Below are 15,664 nucleotides of genomic sequence, written 5' to 3' on the forward strand. Positions count from 1 at the left end.
TCAACCTCCGATGAGTCTGCAGCTGGGACTGCCTGCGATCGGCTGACCCGGGTCAGGGCACATCGGCGTCGACGACAGGGTCGCGCGGATTCACCCGGCCGACCAGAAGGGGATCAACGGGCGTGAAGGGGAACTCGGGCAGGTCGGCGAGCGGCATCCGGAAGGCGGCTGCGAGAACCTCGCGCGAGAAAGCGGAGGCCGTCGCACGGTACCCCACGTCGCCCGGCGTGGCCTGGTCGAAGAAGATCAGGAAATGGATGTCGTCATCGCCGAGCACTTCGATGTGATGCGGGTACGCGCGCGGCACGAAGTAGACGTCTCCCGGCGCCAGTTCGTAGGTGTCGAGTCGCCCATCGGGATCGAGGATCGTCATCCGCGCGTGGCCGCTGCGCACGTAACCCATCTCCCCGGTCACGGGATGCCAGTGCGGCTCGCGCATTCCCGTGTGCTTCACCCGGAGGCTGTACATGGAGATGTCCTCGAGAGCGGCCCAGAACTGCCGGCGGGCGAGACGTGCACTGCCGAACGGGTAGTCGAGGGGCGGTTTCTGGCCCTCGATATCGAAGTGGCGGCTGTTCGGCAGCGACGCCGTGTCGGGAATCGTCGGGCTCGTCTCGCGACGCACGATCTGCGCCGCGGGCGTGCGCAGAAATCGTTCGAATCGTGAGGCCGGCAGGTCGTAGGTGTTTCCCAGCACGGCGGGCGTCATCGCCATGAAGCTGTCCTGCAAAGAAAACACCTGGGGCGCTTCGGAACGGATCGCGAGGATCAGTTCGGCCTCCTCGTCGCCGATGTTCTCGATGTGGTAGATCGCGCCCGATTCGACCAGGTACATGTGGCCCTCGGTGAGGACGGATGCCGAGAAGCTGTCGGCGTTGCCGAGCGTGGAGACGAGCACGGTGCCCCGCACGCAGTATCCGAGAAGGTTGGCGTTGGCGTTCCATTGCGGCTCTCTGATCGCCGAGGGCGCGAGCAGCACGCGTTTGATCGACAGGTTCTGAAGCAGCGGAAAGCTGTGCCGGGTGATCTCCGTGACGCTTCCGTGCTCGTTCTCGAACCCCGGGGTCTGGAACACCGACCTCACATGGCGCGCAGTCATGATTCTCCCTCCGACGACGTCTCCCCGTCACGCGGATCGCGACAGAAACAGCACAGCACGGCGGCGCCATGCGTGCCTCCGACGAATGACTCGATTACGCCGCAACGCCCTGCGCCGGAATGGGAACGGACGTGACGGTGCCGTCTCAGGGTCTGATCTCGGTCATGGCACCGGTTGAGAGGACAGGCGAGTACTTCTCGTGGGTCTAGTGCAGCTGGCCTCCAGCAGGATGAGACGCGCCCCCTCCGGTCGCCAATCGCATGAGATCCGTGTCGAAGTCCAGGTCGGTCGAGCGCTCTGCGCGCACGGCGCGGCCGGCGAACCCGTGGCGGTGCTGAGCCCACGTGGCATCGGTGATCCGTTCGCCGACTCGGCTGATCAGCATCTGGGCGAGTTCCGTCGCCGCCCTCCTGACGCGGGCGCTCAGTTCGGGCGAGCCCCAGTCCTCCGGCGCAGCGAAGACGGACGTGGGCGTCGGCAACGCACGCATGAACGCGAGCAGCGGACGGAGCTGACCATCGAGCACCATCGCGTGCCGGCTCGACTCGGCTGTCGCGCTGAGGATCACGGGTGTGGCGATCAGCAGATCTTCGTCCAGCACATCCACGAACGATTTGAGCAGCCCACTGATCCCGGCTTTGTACACCGGCGTGGCCACGATGACCGCATCCGCGGCCGCGACGGTTGCGATCGCCTCTTCCAGGGCTGCACTGGTCAGTCGCGACGTCACGGATCGGGCGATGTCCACCGCCAACGGCGCAAGCTCGACGAACTGGATCTCGCCCGCGGCACCCGCTGCTTCCACTGCGCCCAGCGACTGTTCGGCGATTCGAGCGGCGAGCATCCGCGTCGAGGAGGGATCGCTCACCCCGGCCGTCACGACCGCGATTCGGAGCACCGTGCCCGATTGACCGAGAGCATCCATCGGTCAGCCCACCTGCGGATAGTTGGGGCGGTACGCAGGATCGCCGTCGCGGTAGGGAGACGTGCCCGTCACGTTGTCTCCCCGGTTCGCGCTGGGGCGTGGACGGCGGGGTGCGGCGTCGCCGTACTTCTCCCGCATCAGACTCGCGTGGGTCGGCGCCTCGGCGGCGGCCGGTGAACGCCTGGCGGCCATCTCCTTGCGGAGCACCGGAACGACCTCGGTGCCGAGCAACTCGACCTGCTCGAGCGCCATTTCGACGGGCAGTCCACCGAGGTCGACGTTCCACAGTTGTCGCTGGTAGTCACCGAAGGCCTCCCGGAAGGTCATGGTCTTGTCGATCGCTTCCTGGGGGCTGCCGACCGACATCGGTGTGAGCTCCTTGTACTCCTCCAGCGAGGAGTTCATGCCGTAGATCTGCGCGTTCTCGAAGTAAGGACGGTAGGTGTCCAGGGCATCCTGCGAACGACGAGCGAGAAACGCCTGACCACCGAGGCCGACGATGGCCTGCTCCTTGGTGCCGTGCCCGTAGTGCTCGAATCGCTCGCGGTACAGATTCACCAGGGGAACGAAGTGGAAGTTCGGCGCCAGCACGTTGTTGGCGAAGTATCCGTTGCCGTAGTACGCCGCCTGTTCGGCAATCTCCGGACTCCGGATCGCCCCGTGCCAGACAAACGGCGGCACGTCGTCCAGCGGCCGCGGCGTGGAGGTGAACCCCTGCAGGGCCGTGCGGAACTCGCCCTCCCAGTCCACGACGTCCTGCCGCCACAGCTGATGCAGGAGGTTGTAGTTCTCGAGCGCGAGGTGCAGCCCCTTGCGGATGTCCTTGCCGAACCAGGGGTAGACCGGCACAGTATTCCCTCGGCCGACCATGAGATCGGTTCGGCCCTTCGCCAGGTGCTGTAGCAGCGCGTACTCCTCGGCGACCTTGACGGGATCGTTCGTCGTGATGAGCGTCACCGACGTGGACAGCAGGATCTGCTTCGTCACGGCGGCGATGTGGGACAGAAGGATCGGGGGTGACGACGAGACGAATGGGGGATTGTGGTGCTCCCCCACTGCGAACACATCAAGGCCGACCTCGTCGGCGCGTTGCGCGATCTGCACCAGGGCATCGATCCGCTCCGCTTCGGTCGGCGTGTAGTCCCGCACCGGGTCGCGGGTCACATCGCTGACCGAGAAGATTCCGAACTGCATGGCAGCTCCTTTCATTGGGTATGGGAATTTAAATGCATGCGCAAGCATTCTTATTCCCGAAAGATCCACCAAGCAAAGGAGAACAATGTCCGACTCGATCAACGTCGCGATCGTCTACTACTCGTCCACCGGAACCGTCCATGAGCTCGCGGAGTCGGTGGCTGCCGGCGCAGCCGACGCCGGGGCCACCGTCCGTCTCCTCCGGGTGCAGGAGCTCGCACCGCAGGCCGTCATCGATTCGAACCCGGTCTGGGCCGCGCACGCGGCCGCCACCGGTCAGGTTCCGATCGCCACCGCCGCCGACCTCGAGTGGGCTGACGCCATCATCTTCGGTACCCCGACCCGGTTCGGGAACGTCGCCAGCCAGCTCAAGCAGTTCATCGACACGCTCGGCGGCCTCTGGGCCCGCGGACTGCTCGCGGACAAGGTCTACAGCGGCTTCACCTCGAGCGACACCAAGCACGGCGGGCAGGAGTCCACCCTGCTGGCGCTCTACAACACGGTGCACCACTTCGGCGGCATCCTCGTCGCCCCCGGCTACACCGACCCGCTGAAGTTCAACGACGGCAATCCGTACGGCACCTCACACGTGCGCGCCCTGGGCGAGAACCCCGTCGACGACACGTCGCGGGAAGCCGCTGCCTACCAGGGCCGCCGTGTGGTGAACGTCGCCAAGGCGCTGAAGGCCGGCCGGGCCTGAGATCAAGCAACAGAACAATCGACTAAGGAGTTTTCACATGTCCGTTCCACAGACACACACTGGCCGGGTCGCCGTGATCACCGGCGCCGGCCGAGGCATCGGTCAAGCCCTGGCGCTCGGCCTCGCCGCACGCGGCGCCACCGTCGTCGCGGTCGACCTCCACCATCCCGACGAGACGATGTCTCTTCTCGGCGAGGCGGGCCACACCGGCCTCGGGCTCGTCGCAGACGTCTCCGACCCGGTTCAGACCGCGGCCGTGGGCGATCGGATCGCCCGAGAGTTCGGTCACGCCGACATCCTCGTCAACAACGCCGGCATCTTCCCCTTCGTCGACATCGACGACCTGGACTACGAGACCTGGCGGCGGGTGCTGGCCGTCAACCTGGACTCGCAGTTCTTGATGGTCAAGGCGGTTCTTCCCGCAATGAAAGCGGGACGTTGGGGCAGGATCATCAATCTCACGTCCAACTCCATCCTCAGCAACGCCTCCGGCATCTCGCACTACATGGCCAGCAAGATGGGCAACATCGGGTTCAGCCGAGGGCTTGCGAACGACCTCGCGCCGTTCGGCATCACGGTCAACGCCGTGGGACCCACACTGACGGTCACACCCGGTGTGCGCGAAGTCCACCCGCCCGAGGCACTCGTCGCCTTCGCGCAGGCGCAGGCGATCAAGCGCAACGGCCTGCCGGAAGACCTCGTCGGCACGGTCGCGTTCCTCTCCAGCGACGACGCCTCGTTCGTCACCGGTCAGACCCTCATGGCCGACGGCGGCTACGCCCGCTGACCCGCGCCGACAGCATCGAAGAAGGGGCCGCTCACAATGCCGAGCGGCCCCTTCTTCGATGCGAAAATGAGGGATGCCGAATGACACGAGACTCGCGAACGAGGCCTGGGAAGCGCTGTTCCGAGCGCAGTCGACGATCGAGCAGGAACTGCACACCGCGGCCGTCTGGGACGAACTCCAGCCCAACGAATACGGAGTGCTGTACGAGCTCTCGAAGACCCCCGAGGGCAGACGGCTGAAGGACTTGCAGAGCGACGTGCTCCTCAGCCAGGCCGGTGTGTCCCGACTGGTGAACCGGCTCGAGGCCGCGGGACTGGTCGCCCGCTCGGCGGACGGCACCGATCGGCGGGCCAGCGTGCTCACCCTCACCGCCAAAGGCCGGGAGGTGCAGCGCAAGATCGGCCGTCAACACGCCCGCCGGGTCACCGCGCAACTGACCAGCCGCCTCGACTCCACCCAGCTCGCCCAGTTGCGTGACCTGTGCCTCAAGATGCTCCCATCGGTCGGCGATCAGGAGGACGTACCCGCCGAGTCCTGATCGGATGGCCCACCGCTGCGGAAATGCGAGTCAGATTGCTTGTTGAACGACAGCGGAGCCCTGGCCCGACGGGTCATTTGGCGGGTTGCCAGCCGCACTCTCCTCTTGCACAGTGCTGCTGACACGAACCACACGGTGGGCGCGAGCGCGCATTTCCCTGAGGAGGAGATCTGATGACTGTCACCCTGATCACCGGAGCGAACAAGGGCCTCGGCCGCGAGAGCGCGCGGCAACTCGTCGCCGCCGGGCACACCGTCTATCTGGGCGCGCGCGACGAAGCCCGCGGAAGGGCCGCCGCAGACGAGCTCCGCGCGCGCTTCGTGCTGCTCGACGTCACCGATGACGCATCCGTCTCCGCCGCGGCAGCTCAGCTCGATGCGGAGGGTGGCCTCGACGTGCTGATCAACAACGCCGGGGTCGAAGGGCGGTTGCCCGACAACGGCATCGTCTCGCCGGCCGACACCACTGCGGCCACCCTCCAGGAGGTCTTCGACACGAACGTCTTCGGTCTCGTTCGCGTGTTCCACGCATTCCTCCCCCTTCTCCAGAAGTCCGAGCATCCCGTGGTGGTGAACGTCTCCAGCGGGCTCGGCTCTCTCAGTGCTCTCAGCGATCCGGCGAGTCCGACCCGCTTCTACCCGGGCGTGGCCTATCCGACCTCGAAAGCTGCGGTGAACGCGATCACCATCCAGCTCGCGAAGGCGTTCCCCCGATTCCGGGTCAATGCCGTCGACCCGGGTTTCACGAGCACGGATCTCAACGGCCACACGGGCACCCAGACCGTCGAAGAGGGCGCTGCCGTCATCGTGAGAACCGCGCAGACCCCTCCCGACGGTGTGACCGGCGCCTTCCTGTCAGCTGAAGGCCCCGCGCCCTGGTAGTGCGCCTCCTGCCCTCGACCAGCCGGGCTCAGCGCCCGGCAGCGGTAAGGATGAGGCGGGCGACGTCTTCCGGGTGCGTGATCATCGAGAGATGCCCGCTGTCGATCTCCACCGTGGACGCCCCCATCCTTGCCGCGAGGAAGCGCTCGAGGTCGGGGGCGGTGGTGCGATCCTGCTTCGAGACCGCGTAGAACGAGGAGCGGATGCGCCACGCGGCCGTCGTCGTGGATGAGGAGAAGAGCGTGTCGGCGATGGCCCCTTGCACGGCATGGAGCACACGGGCCCGGGAGGCCTCGACGCCGTTCGCGAAGTCCTCGAGAAAGGCGCGCTCCGAGAGCCGCGCGAACCCATCGGCGTGCACGAGCCCGGCGGATGCGGGCGGCATCGGGAATTGCGACGCGAGCGCTGGATAGTCCTCTCCCGCGTCAGGCGCGCGTGCCGCGATGTAGACCAGCGCCGAGACCCGATCGTCCCCGCCGACTTCGGAGATGACCGTGCCGGCCCAGGAATGACCCACCAGCACGGCGAGCCCATCCTTCAGGGCAAGAGCGCGGCGCGTGGCTGCGGCGTCGTCGGCGAGGGACGTCAATGGGTTCTGCACGGCCGTCACGTCCAGGCCGGCTCGCTGCAACAGCGGGATGACGTCGGACCAGCATGAACCGTCGGCATACGCACCGTGGACGAGAACGATGTGGTCCGCTCGTGGGCGCCTGCCCGCACCGATCGGTGGCGGTGGAATTCGCGTCATCATCGTCTCTCCCCAGGGGTGGTGTCGGCTGGTTCCGGATCCGGTCTCGATCGCACGCGCGAGGTCGAGTAGAAGAAATAGATCGGCACGGCGATGAACAAGGCGAGTGCCAACGCAGGGTTGAGGAATGCCGCTGCCGCGGCAAGCACCACAGGAATGCCCGCGACCAGCACCTCACGGGCATTCGAGCGCATCCATTCGACACCCGAGTCCTCCACCAAGAGGTGTGGGCGATGAGCGAGCACGATGCTGAGACCCAACCAGCCGCACATCACGATGAGCGAGGCCGCCGCGAAAAGGCCGCAGGCGATCACTCCGTCGAGATGATTGCCATCCTGGATGGCCATGGCTATCAACGAGGTCGGCCAAGGCAGAAGAGAGATCCCGAGCAGCAGAAGCAGGTTGAGGAGCAGCACCGGCGGCTCCACGCGCCGAATCTGCGCGAACAGAGCATGATGGTGCACCCAGATCGCGGCGAGTGTGAAGAACGCCGCAGCGTATGCCAGGAACGATGGCCAATGTTCCGCCAGGGAACCCGCGAAGTTCCCGCTGGTGGGGATCGGCAGGTCGAGCACCAGCAACGTGATGGCGATCGCGAAGACGCCATCGGTGAATGCCTCGACTCTCCCCGTTTCCCGGGTCGGAGTCGCTGATCCGGCCGACGGGCCGCGCATCATCGTGCACTCTCGATCCTGGTGGCCACGCTTCTCCCTCCGACGAGGTCACCCGTCACCTTCAGGGGCCGGAATCAGCACAGCACGAGGGGCATCCGGCACGCCTCGGACATCTGACTCGGTTTTCGATCTCCTTCGGGCGTGGCCCCGGTCTGAGCCGTCGGACCCGTCATCCGATCCGGGAGGCCAGAGCGTCGCGCAGACCGGCGCGGCTCGTGATTCCCAACTTGGGGAACGCGTTGTAGAGATGCCCGCTCACGGTGCGCGGTGAGAGAAACAGGCGGCTTCCGATCTCCTTGTTCGTCATCCCGCTGGCCGCCATCTCAGCGATGACCAACTCCTGCGCTGTCAGATCGGGCATCTCCAGGTAGGCCCCCGCCGTGCGGAACCGCGCATCCCCGGCCGCGCGCAGCTCGGTGGCCGCCCGCCGTACCCAGGGCACGGCGCCGAGCCGCTCGAACCTCTCCAGGGAATCGTGCAGCACCTCGCGCGCACGACTGGTGTCGACGGCCCGCCGGAGCCGCTCACCGTAGGCCAGTTGGATCCGGGCGACGTCGAATGGCCAGGCCTGCGCATCCGGCGTCTCGAGCGCCCGCTCGAACGAGTCGCGCCAGGCCGGCTGGTCGTCGGTGAGCGCTACCGCTCCCGCGGTGAGCAGGGCCATCCGGTCCGAGACCCGGGCCAGGCCGGCGTCGACCATCGCGGTGGCGTGGCGTCGGGCCTCGTCGATCCGGCCGGTGTGCACAGCTGCCTCCACCAGATCGAATGCGACCCACATCGCCGGGGGGACGAAACGCGGAAACTCCCCGGGCGCGCTCAACCGGCAGGCGAGTCGGTAGGCCGTGTCCCATTCGCCATCGGCGACCGCGGCCAGGGTGCGGGGCTGGTAGGAGAATCTCTGCGCCCCCCAGCTATGACGCGGTTCACAGGATGCGTCGACGTCGTCGGCGTGAGCCCGGGCAGTCTCGGTGTCTCCCCGCCCGGCGGCAAGGAGCGACTGCAGGTAGGAGAAGTACCAGTCGCCGTTCGCGAAGCCCTCTTGCTCGCAGACGCGTGCGCCCTCGTCCGCCAGCTCTTGGGCCTGGCCCCACCTGCCGTGAAGGAAATCGTTGATGGCGAGGTGAGCGAGCGCGCGCACGTAGGGGCGCGGCGGTCCGCCGGTGCGCCCGGTCTCGACGAGACGCCAGGCCGGTCCTCGCCACAGCTCGATGAGATCGAGATAGAGGGAGGTGAAGATCATCGACATGGCCAGGGCCGGGTCGGAATCGGCGATCGGCGTTTCGGACAGGGCGACGATGGCTTCGTGCGCCTCCCCACCGCGCCGGATCGCGTCGCCGACCGCCAGGCTCTCGGTGAGCCGCAGCGCCGGCACCTCCGGGGTCAATCGGTCGAGGGCATCGAAGTACGATTCCCACAGATCGGTGTCGCCTGCATAGGAACACAACAGCAACCAGGTTCGGAATGCCGCCATGAGTTCCTCGTCGTCCGCACGCCACCCGTGCGTGCCGCCCCGCACCGCGTCTTCGATGAGTTTGATCTCGACGCGATAACTCCCTTCGCCGTTGACGGCGACCTGCGCGCGGGCGACCACGGCGTAGAGCGAACCCGGTCCTCGGCCGAAGCCGTCGGGGGCATCCGCGAGGAGTCGTTCGACCCCACGGAATTCCCCGGCGATCTCCGACCGCAAGAATGCCGCCTCAGCGAGCCGCGGTGCTCGATCCTCATCCCGCGGAGTGAGGGCTGCGGACCGCGTGATCGCCATGGCAGCACCGTGCACGTCTCCTCGCGCGAACGAGCGATGCGCGAGGTCGTGCAGCAGGCGTGCGATGCTCTCGTCGGGCTGGCTGGCTGCGCTGGCCAGGTGCCACACGCGTCGATCCGAATCCCCCGCAGACCGGTCGGCGATTCGCTTGTGGATCGCCCGACGCTCGGCGCTGGATGTCGAATCCACAAGAGCGGACCGGAACAGCGGATGGCGGAAGTCGACCACGCCTGCCCTCTCATCGATCACGATGGCGCCGGCGTCTTCGCCGGGCGCCAGATCGTCGAGGGTGAGCCCTGTGTCCGTGAGGGCGCGAAGTTCGGTGCGTCCGTCGAGCGCAAGGGTCAGCAACGCGGTGCGCGCTGTCGATGACAGAGCCCCGATCCGCGCGGCGAAGGAGGCTTCGATTCGTCGCGGAAGGGGCAAGGTGTCCTCCTCCGTGCCGATCGGCAGAACGCGCTCGTCGCCCGCCCACTCGACCAGGGCCAGCGGATACCCCGCAGACAGACGGACCAGTCGTTTCCGGGATTGCGCCGACAATCCTGGGTTCCGCGCGCGCACCAGCTCATCGGCATCGGGCGGCGTCAGCGGACTGACCAGAAGCGATTCCAGGTCGGAGCCATCGAACGACGACGGCTCCCCGAGCCGCACCGAGCCCACCAGGGCGATCCGCTTGCCCTCGAGGCGACGCGCGATGAACGCCAGGGCGGCCGCGCTCGAGGCATCCACCCAATGCAGATCATCCACGACGAGCAGCACCGGCTCGTCGCGCGCCGCGCGTTCCAGCAAGGCGAGCGCCGCGTGATAGACCGCCAGAGGCGCGGTCTTCTCATCACCGTCGCTGCCCATTCCGAGCGCGGATCGAAGGGCGGCGGACGACGACGCAGGCAAGCGGTCGTTCAAGGCGAGCACCGGGTGGAGCAGTTGGTGCAGGGTGCTGAAACCCAGATCAGCCTCGTACTGCACTCCCCACGCCCGGAGCACACGGGCCTGCAGCTCAGTGGCACGCTCGGCGCACAGTCTGAGGAGACGAGACTTGCCCACGCCGGCTTCTCCGAGAAGAAGGTGAGCGCCCCCCTCATCGAGTGCTCTCGTCACGAATGTCGTGAGCAGAGAACGTTCGCGATCACGGCCGAAGAGTCGGTCGGAGTACTCTGCGCTCTGCGCATCCATCACAGCCACCTAGCACGCGGATACGGCATTCTAATGACCGCAGGACCGCGCCAGCAATGACCACGTGGGTGAAATGCTGTCACCGACGTCGCGGACGAAATCTCCTAGAGGTATCGCGCGCCCGGCAGACGCCGCCGGATGACCTCCATCGCATCGGGGCTCTGGTCGACCAGCACGTAGTTGCGGCCGAGCGCCGCCGCAACCGCCCCCGTGGTGCCGCTGCCGGCGAAGAAGTCGAGCACCCAGTCGCCCTCGCGGCTGGACGCCTGCACGATGCGCCGCAGGATGCCCTCCGGCTTCTGCGTGGGATAGCCCGTCTTCTCGCGGCCGGTGGGTGAGACGATCGTGTGCCACCAGACATCCGTCGGCAGCTTGCCCGTCGCCGCCTTCTCGGGCGTCACCAGCCCGGGCGCCATGTAGGGTTCCCGGTCGACCGTCGTCGAGTCGAAGTAGTAGGCGGCCGGGTTCTTCACGTAGACGAGGATCGTGTCGTGCTTCGTGGGCCAGCGGTTCTTCGACTTGGCGCCGTAGTCGTAGGCCCAGATGATCTCGTTCAAGAAGCTCTCGCGCCCGAACAGCGCGTCGAGCAGCACCTTCGCGTAGTGCGCCTCACGGTAGTCGAGGTGCAGGTAGAGGGTTCCGTCGTCGGCGAGCAGGCGCCAGGCCTCTACGATGCGGGGTTCGAGGAACTCCCAGTAGTCGTCGAAGCGGTCGTCGTAGCTCAGCAGATCGCCCTTGATGCGGTCGTAGGCCTGCCCCTTGAAACCGGTGATGCGGCCGGGCGGGCGCGCCGCATCCGGGTCGGCCCGCGCATCCGCGTCGACGGGCTCGGGTTCGGGCACGACCCGGGTCGCCGTGGTCGACCGGCGGGTCTGCTGCCGGCCGGTGTTGAACGGCGGGTCGAGATAGATGACGGTGAAGGATGCGTCGGCGAAGGCGGGCAGAACGGCGAGGTTGTCGGCTTGGTAGACCAGCCCTTCGCCCCGCGCGCCGTCGTCGAAGGAGGCGAGGGGGGATTCGGCGACGGGCACCTTGCAATTGTGGCAGTCCGAAGGTGGCGGGCGTATTCTCGGGGCACCATGAGCACCGAGATCCGCAACGAACAGACGCAGAACCGCTACACCATCACTCTCGACGACGAGTTGGTGGGGTTCACCGACTACCGCATCGTCGGCCGGTCGATCGTCTTCACCCGCACCGAGGTCGATCCGCGTCGACGGAACAACGGGGTCGCCGGCCAGCTCGTGCAGTACGCGCTCGACGACGTGCGCACGGGCGACCTCGCGGTGGTGCCGCAATGCACCTTCGTCTCGCAGTGGATCGACGGCCACCCCGACTACCAGGAGCTCGTCGACCGAGGCTGAGCGACCGACCGCGCGCTTGCGCCCGGTCGCGCCCCCGCTTAGGCTGGTCGGCTCGCCATCGGTGAGCGCCGACGCGGATCATGCGCCTCGGCCGCCGATCGGAAGAGCCATGGCCCACATCAACGTCTCCGACATCCGGTACACCCTTGCCGACGGCCGCCCCCTGCTCGACGGGGTGTCGTTCCGGGTGGGCGAGGGCAGCACGGCTGCGCTCATCGGCGCGAACGGCGCCGGCAAGTCGACGCTGCTGCGCATCATCCGGGGCGAGCTCGCGGCCGACTCCGGCGTGGTGTCGATCGACGGCGGACTGGGCGTGATGGACCAGTTCGTCGGTCACGGAACCGGCGGCGTGGGCGGGACGGATGCGCCCGGCACCGTGCACGACCTGCTCGTCTCTGTCGCACCCGCGCGCATCCGCGACGCCGCTCTCGCTCTCGAACGGGCCGAGGACGCAGTGATCGAGAACGACGTCGAGCGAACGCAGATGGCCTACGCCGCCGCGATCGCCGACTACGCGGACACCGGCGGCTACGAGCACGAGGTGGTGTGGGACACCTGTTGCCAGGCCGCCCTCGGCCTGCCTTACGAGCGCGCCCGCAACCGCGACGTGGGATCGCTCTCCGGCGGCGAGCAGAAACGGCTCGTGCTCGAAGCGCTGTTCCGGGGGCCGGAGGGCGTACTGCTGCTCGATGAGCCCGACAACTACCTCGACGTTCCCGCCAAGCGCTGGCTCGAAGAGGCCCTGCGTGCGAGCGCGAAGACGGTGCTGCTGGTCTCGCACGACCGGGAGCTGCTCGCTCGCGCCGCCACCCGCATCGTGACCCTCGAGGTCGGTGCCGTCGGCAACTCGACCTGGACACACGGCGGCAGTTTCGCGAACTACCACGAGGCCCGCACCGAACGGTTGGAACGGCTCGACGAGCTCCGCCGGCGCTGGGACGAGGATCACCTGAAACTCAAGGCCCTCGTGGTGCGACTCGGTCAGCAGGCCAAGTACAACGACGACATGGCCTCGCGCTATCGGGCCGCCCAGACCCGGCTGGCCAAGTTCGAGGCGGCCGGCCCTCCCGAGGAGCGTCCGCGCGACCAGAAGGTGAGCATGCGGCTGGGCGGCGGCCGCACCGGGCGTCGGGCCGTCATGTGCGAGCAGCTCGAGCTCACGGGCCTGATGGCGCCGTTCGATCTCGAGATCTGGTTCGGCGACCGCGTCTCGGTGCTCGGATCGAACGGATCGGGCAAATCGCACTTCCTCCGTCTGCTCGCGGCCGGCGGCAGCGATCCCGATCCGGCCACCCTCGGACCGTTCGGGGCTGCGGTCGACGGAGGGGCGCGCCTGGATCCCGTCGCCCACACCGGCAACGCCCGGCTCGGCGCGCGCATCCGGCCCGGCTGGTTCGCGCAGACCCATCAGCATCCGGAACTCACTGGTCGCACCCTGCTCGACATCCTTCACCGCGGCGACGACGGCCGGGCCGGTATGGCGCGCGAGGAGGCGAGCCGCGCCCTCGGGCGATACGGGCTGGCCCTCGCCGCCGAGCAGCGCTTCGAGTCGCTCTCGGGGGGTCAGCAGGCGCGCCTGCAGATCCTGCTGCTCGAACTCGCCGGCGCGACCCTGCTGCTGCTCGACGAGCCCACCGACAACCTCGACCTCGTGTCGGCGGAGGCCCTCGAGGAGGCGCTCGGCGAGTTCGAGGGAACGGTGATCGCCGTCACACACGACCGCTGGTTCGCGCGCGGCTTCGACCGCCACCTGGTGTTCGGGGCGTCGGGTGAGGTGTACGAGTCACCCGAACCGGTGTGGACGGAGTCGCGGGTGCAGAGGGTGCGCTGAGCCCGGCGGCATCCGATGGTCCGCCCGAGGCGGGACGGTCAGGAGGCGCGGCGCTCCACGAACGCGGCCACCGCATCCGCCGCAACCTGATGGTCGATGACGTCGGCCTCGCCCGAGGTGGTGATGGTGCCCACGGGCACGCCGTCGGCGAAGATCGGGATGGAGCCGCCGTAGGGCTTCATGACCGCGTGGTCGATGTTCGGATCGGCGATGTCGGCGAAGCTGGTGCCCGCCGCCTCGTGGCGACGACGCACCAGCAGCGACGGCACCCCGAAGTAGCGGGCAACCGCGGCCTTCCCGGTGAGCCACGGATCATTGCCCGGCCCGGTGCTGCCGAGCTTCGCGCGGAACACCAGGTCGTCGTTCAGCACGACGTCGACCGCCAGGTTCAGGCCACGATCCCGGATGAGGCCTCCTGCGATCGTGCCCAGCTCGTAGGCGTCGTCGTTGCCGAACGACGGCAGATCGAGACTCGGCACGGCTTCGAGGCCGGCCACGGTGAATTCGGGGAGGGTTGTGCTCACGGAACTCGTCCTATCCACTCGGGGGTGCTGAACTTCGAGATCACGAGCTGCTCCGCCGCCGCGCGCTCCTCGGGAGTGATCTCCGACGGGGTCGCCCCGTAGAGCGCGGTGAACGTTGCAATCAGCCGGTCGATGATCTCGGCTCGGGAGAGACCGGTCTGGCTGCGCAGCGGATCGACGCGCTTGGCGGCCGACTTGGTGCCCTTATCGCTCATCTTCTCGCGGCCGATCCGGAGCACCTGCACCATCTTCTCGCCGTCCATGTCGTAGCTCATGGTGGCGTGATGGAGCACGGCGCCGTTGCCGAGGCGCTTCTGCGCGGCGCCGCCGATCTTGCCCTTCGCCGAGGAGATGTCGTTGAGCGGCTGGTAGACGGCTTCGATGCCGAGCGACTTCAGCGCCGTGATCACCCACTCGTCGAGGAAGGCGTAGGAGTCGGCGAAGCTCATGCCCTGCACGAGCGCGGCCGGGGCGTAGATGGAGTAGGTGACGACGGAATTGGCGTCCATGAACATCGCGCCCCCGCCCGAGATGCGGCGCACCACCTCGAAGCCGTACTTGGCGGCGTTGTCGAGGTCGACCTCGTTCTTCACCGACTGGAAGCTGCCGATCACCACGGCCGGTTCGTTCCACTCCCAGATGCGCAGCGTGGGCTTGCGGCGCCCCTCGCCCACCTCGGCGGCCAGCACCTCGTCGAGCGCCAGCTGCATCTGGGGGCTCTCCGAGCCGGAGTGGATCAGCTGCCAGTCGTAGTCGTTCCAGCTCGTGGCCTTGGCGAGGGAGCGGCGGATGGCGACCGCCACTGCCTCGGGCGAGAACCCGAGCAGCACGGCGCCCTCCGGCAGCGCGGCTTGGATCGCCGCCGCGATCGTGGCCGCGTCGCTGTCGGAGGCCAGACCGTTCACGGCCTGCTCGATCAGCGGGAGCGCGTCATCCGGTTCGAGGAAGAAGTCGCCGGCGAGCCGGAAATTCTGGATGCGACCCTCGATGTCGTCGAGGTCGACCACGACGAGCTTGCCGCCGGGCACCTTGTATTCACCGTGCATCTGCATCCTCTCGTCGAACCCGTCAAGCCTACGACCGTCAGCCCTCCTCGATGTCGGAGAACAGGCCCATGAAGGTCGTGCCGGTTCCGCCGAGTCGCTGGAACACTTGTCCGGCCTGGGGCGTCGCGACCGCGGCTGAAGCATCCTCGTAGCTGTCGAAATAGAGGTCGAGCGTGCGATGCGCCGGGGTGGGCGTGCCGTCTTCCTTCGGCCAGACCTTGGCCGATTCGACGCGTCGCAGCCCGGGGAGCTCGTGCGCGAGGGCCGTGATTCCGGCGTAGTCGCTTTCGAATGCGGCGGCGTCGGACCGGTTGTCGATGATGAGGGTGATCTTCGTCGGCATGGGTGACATCCTTCCTGTGAATTCCTGATCTCGGTTCGGTGGAGTCGACGGTGCCGGTCACATGCATTCGTCACC

The 15,664-nt window shown here is 67.5% G+C and carries 16 protein-coding genes; 6 read left to right on the forward strand and 10 right to left on the reverse strand.

Features of this window, described 5'->3' with window-relative positions:
- Window positions 1-52 precede the first annotated feature (52 nt).
- The 3 genes from BLW00_RS04955 to BLW00_RS04965 all read right to left on the reverse strand — a co-directional run bounded on the left by BLW00_RS04955 (window position 53) and on the right by BLW00_RS04965 (window position 3,218).
- On the reverse strand, window positions 53-1,099 hold the full coding sequence (locus tag BLW00_RS04955; RefSeq protein WP_092549989.1) for a cupin domain-containing protein: 1,047 nt from the start codon (window positions 1,097-1,099) through the stop codon (window positions 53-55).
- A gap of 205 nt (window positions 1,100-1,304) precedes the next feature.
- The gene (locus BLW00_RS04960; RefSeq protein ID WP_092549992.1) at window positions 1,305-2,024 is read right to left on the reverse strand and encodes a CE1759 family FMN reductase; all 720 of its coding nucleotides are present in this window, start codon (window positions 2,022-2,024) and stop codon (window positions 1,305-1,307) included.
- Between the two features lie 3 nt (window positions 2,025-2,027).
- Window positions 2,028-3,218, reverse strand: coding sequence for a CE1758 family FMN-dependent luciferase-like monooxygenase (locus BLW00_RS04965; protein ID WP_092549995.1), 1,191 nt, complete (start codon window positions 3,216-3,218; stop codon window positions 2,028-2,030).
- An 85-nt stretch (window positions 3,219-3,303) separates the two neighbouring features.
- On the opposite strand from BLW00_RS04965, the gene wrbA reads away from it, so the two are divergent.
- The 4 genes from wrbA to BLW00_RS04985 all read left to right on the forward strand — a co-directional run bounded on the left by wrbA (window position 3,304) and on the right by BLW00_RS04985 (window position 6,124).
- Complete coding sequence (gene wrbA, locus BLW00_RS04970; protein ID WP_092549998.1) at window positions 3,304-3,918, forward strand: NAD(P)H:quinone oxidoreductase; 615 nt, start codon at window positions 3,304-3,306, stop codon at window positions 3,916-3,918.
- Window positions 3,919-3,955: 37 nt separating this feature from the next.
- Window positions 3,956-4,705: an SDR family NAD(P)-dependent oxidoreductase gene (locus BLW00_RS04975; RefSeq protein ID WP_092550001.1), complete on the forward strand. Its 750-nt coding sequence runs from the start codon at window positions 3,956-3,958 to the stop codon at window positions 4,703-4,705.
- A gap of 73 nt (window positions 4,706-4,778) precedes the next feature.
- Entirely contained in the window at window positions 4,779-5,243 is a 465-nt protein-coding gene (locus tag BLW00_RS04980; RefSeq protein ID WP_092550004.1) for a MarR family winged helix-turn-helix transcriptional regulator, read from the forward strand.
- 173 nt (window positions 5,244-5,416) lie between these two features.
- Entirely contained in the window at window positions 5,417-6,124 is a 708-nt protein-coding gene (locus tag BLW00_RS04985; RefSeq protein ID WP_092550007.1) for an SDR family NAD(P)-dependent oxidoreductase, read from the forward strand.
- Between the two features lie 28 nt (window positions 6,125-6,152).
- On the opposite strand, the gene BLW00_RS04990 is transcribed toward BLW00_RS04985, so the two are convergent.
- The 4 genes from BLW00_RS04990 to BLW00_RS05005 all read right to left on the reverse strand — a co-directional run bounded on the left by BLW00_RS04990 (window position 6,153) and on the right by BLW00_RS05005 (window position 11,512).
- Window positions 6,153-6,875 (reverse strand): alpha/beta fold hydrolase, encoded by a 723-nt coding sequence (locus BLW00_RS04990; protein WP_092550010.1) that lies wholly within the window; start codon window positions 6,873-6,875, stop codon window positions 6,153-6,155.
- On the reverse strand, window positions 6,872-7,549 hold the full coding sequence (locus BLW00_RS04995) for a TMEM175 family protein (protein ID WP_092550013.1): 678 nt from the start codon (window positions 7,547-7,549) through the stop codon (window positions 6,872-6,874). Before BLW00_RS04995 ends, BLW00_RS04990 begins: the two co-directional genes overlap by 4 nt.
- A 166-nt stretch (window positions 7,550-7,715) precedes the next feature.
- Window positions 7,716-10,481: a helix-turn-helix transcriptional regulator gene (locus BLW00_RS05000; protein ID WP_092550016.1), complete on the reverse strand. Its 2,766-nt coding sequence runs from the start codon at window positions 10,479-10,481 to the stop codon at window positions 7,716-7,718.
- A gap of 104 nt (window positions 10,482-10,585) precedes the next feature.
- On the reverse strand, window positions 10,586-11,512 hold the full coding sequence (locus tag BLW00_RS05005; protein ID WP_407650948.1) for a DNA-methyltransferase: 927 nt from the start codon (window positions 11,510-11,512) through the stop codon (window positions 10,586-10,588).
- Window positions 11,513-11,560: 48 nt separating this feature from the next.
- On the opposite strand from BLW00_RS05005, the gene BLW00_RS05010 reads away from it, so the two are divergent.
- Window positions 11,561-11,845, forward strand: a complete 285-nt coding sequence (locus BLW00_RS05010) for a GNAT family N-acetyltransferase (RefSeq protein WP_092550019.1) — start codon at window positions 11,561-11,563, stop codon at window positions 11,843-11,845.
- 109 nt (window positions 11,846-11,954) lie between these two features.
- Window positions 11,955-13,676: an ABC-F family ATP-binding cassette domain-containing protein gene (locus BLW00_RS05015; protein WP_092550022.1), complete on the forward strand. Its 1,722-nt coding sequence runs from the start codon at window positions 11,955-11,957 to the stop codon at window positions 13,674-13,676.
- Window positions 13,677-13,714: 38 nt separating this feature from the next.
- Here BLW00_RS05015 and BLW00_RS05020 read toward each other — a convergent pair whose 3' ends face one another.
- From BLW00_RS05020 to BLW00_RS05030, 3 genes are read right to left on the reverse strand one after another with little or no spacing between them, the layout of a single operon-like run.
- Window positions 13,715-14,200 (reverse strand): heme-binding protein, encoded by a 486-nt coding sequence (locus BLW00_RS05020; RefSeq protein ID WP_092550025.1) that lies wholly within the window; start codon window positions 14,198-14,200, stop codon window positions 13,715-13,717.
- Window positions 14,197-15,246 (reverse strand): lipoate--protein ligase family protein, encoded by a 1,050-nt coding sequence (locus tag BLW00_RS05025; protein ID WP_092551998.1) that lies wholly within the window; start codon window positions 15,244-15,246, stop codon window positions 14,197-14,199. The genes BLW00_RS05020 and BLW00_RS05025 overlap by 4 nt, the downstream gene beginning before the upstream one ends.
- A 37-nt stretch (window positions 15,247-15,283) precedes the next feature.
- Complete coding sequence (locus BLW00_RS05030; RefSeq protein ID WP_092550028.1) at window positions 15,284-15,589, reverse strand: EthD family reductase; 306 nt, start codon at window positions 15,587-15,589, stop codon at window positions 15,284-15,286.
- Between the last annotated feature and the right edge of the window lie 75 nt (window positions 15,590-15,664).

This window comes from Herbiconiux ginsengi (assembly GCF_900107435.1).
Lineage (GTDB): Bacteria > Actinomycetota > Actinomycetes > Actinomycetales > Microbacteriaceae > Herbiconiux > Herbiconiux ginsengi.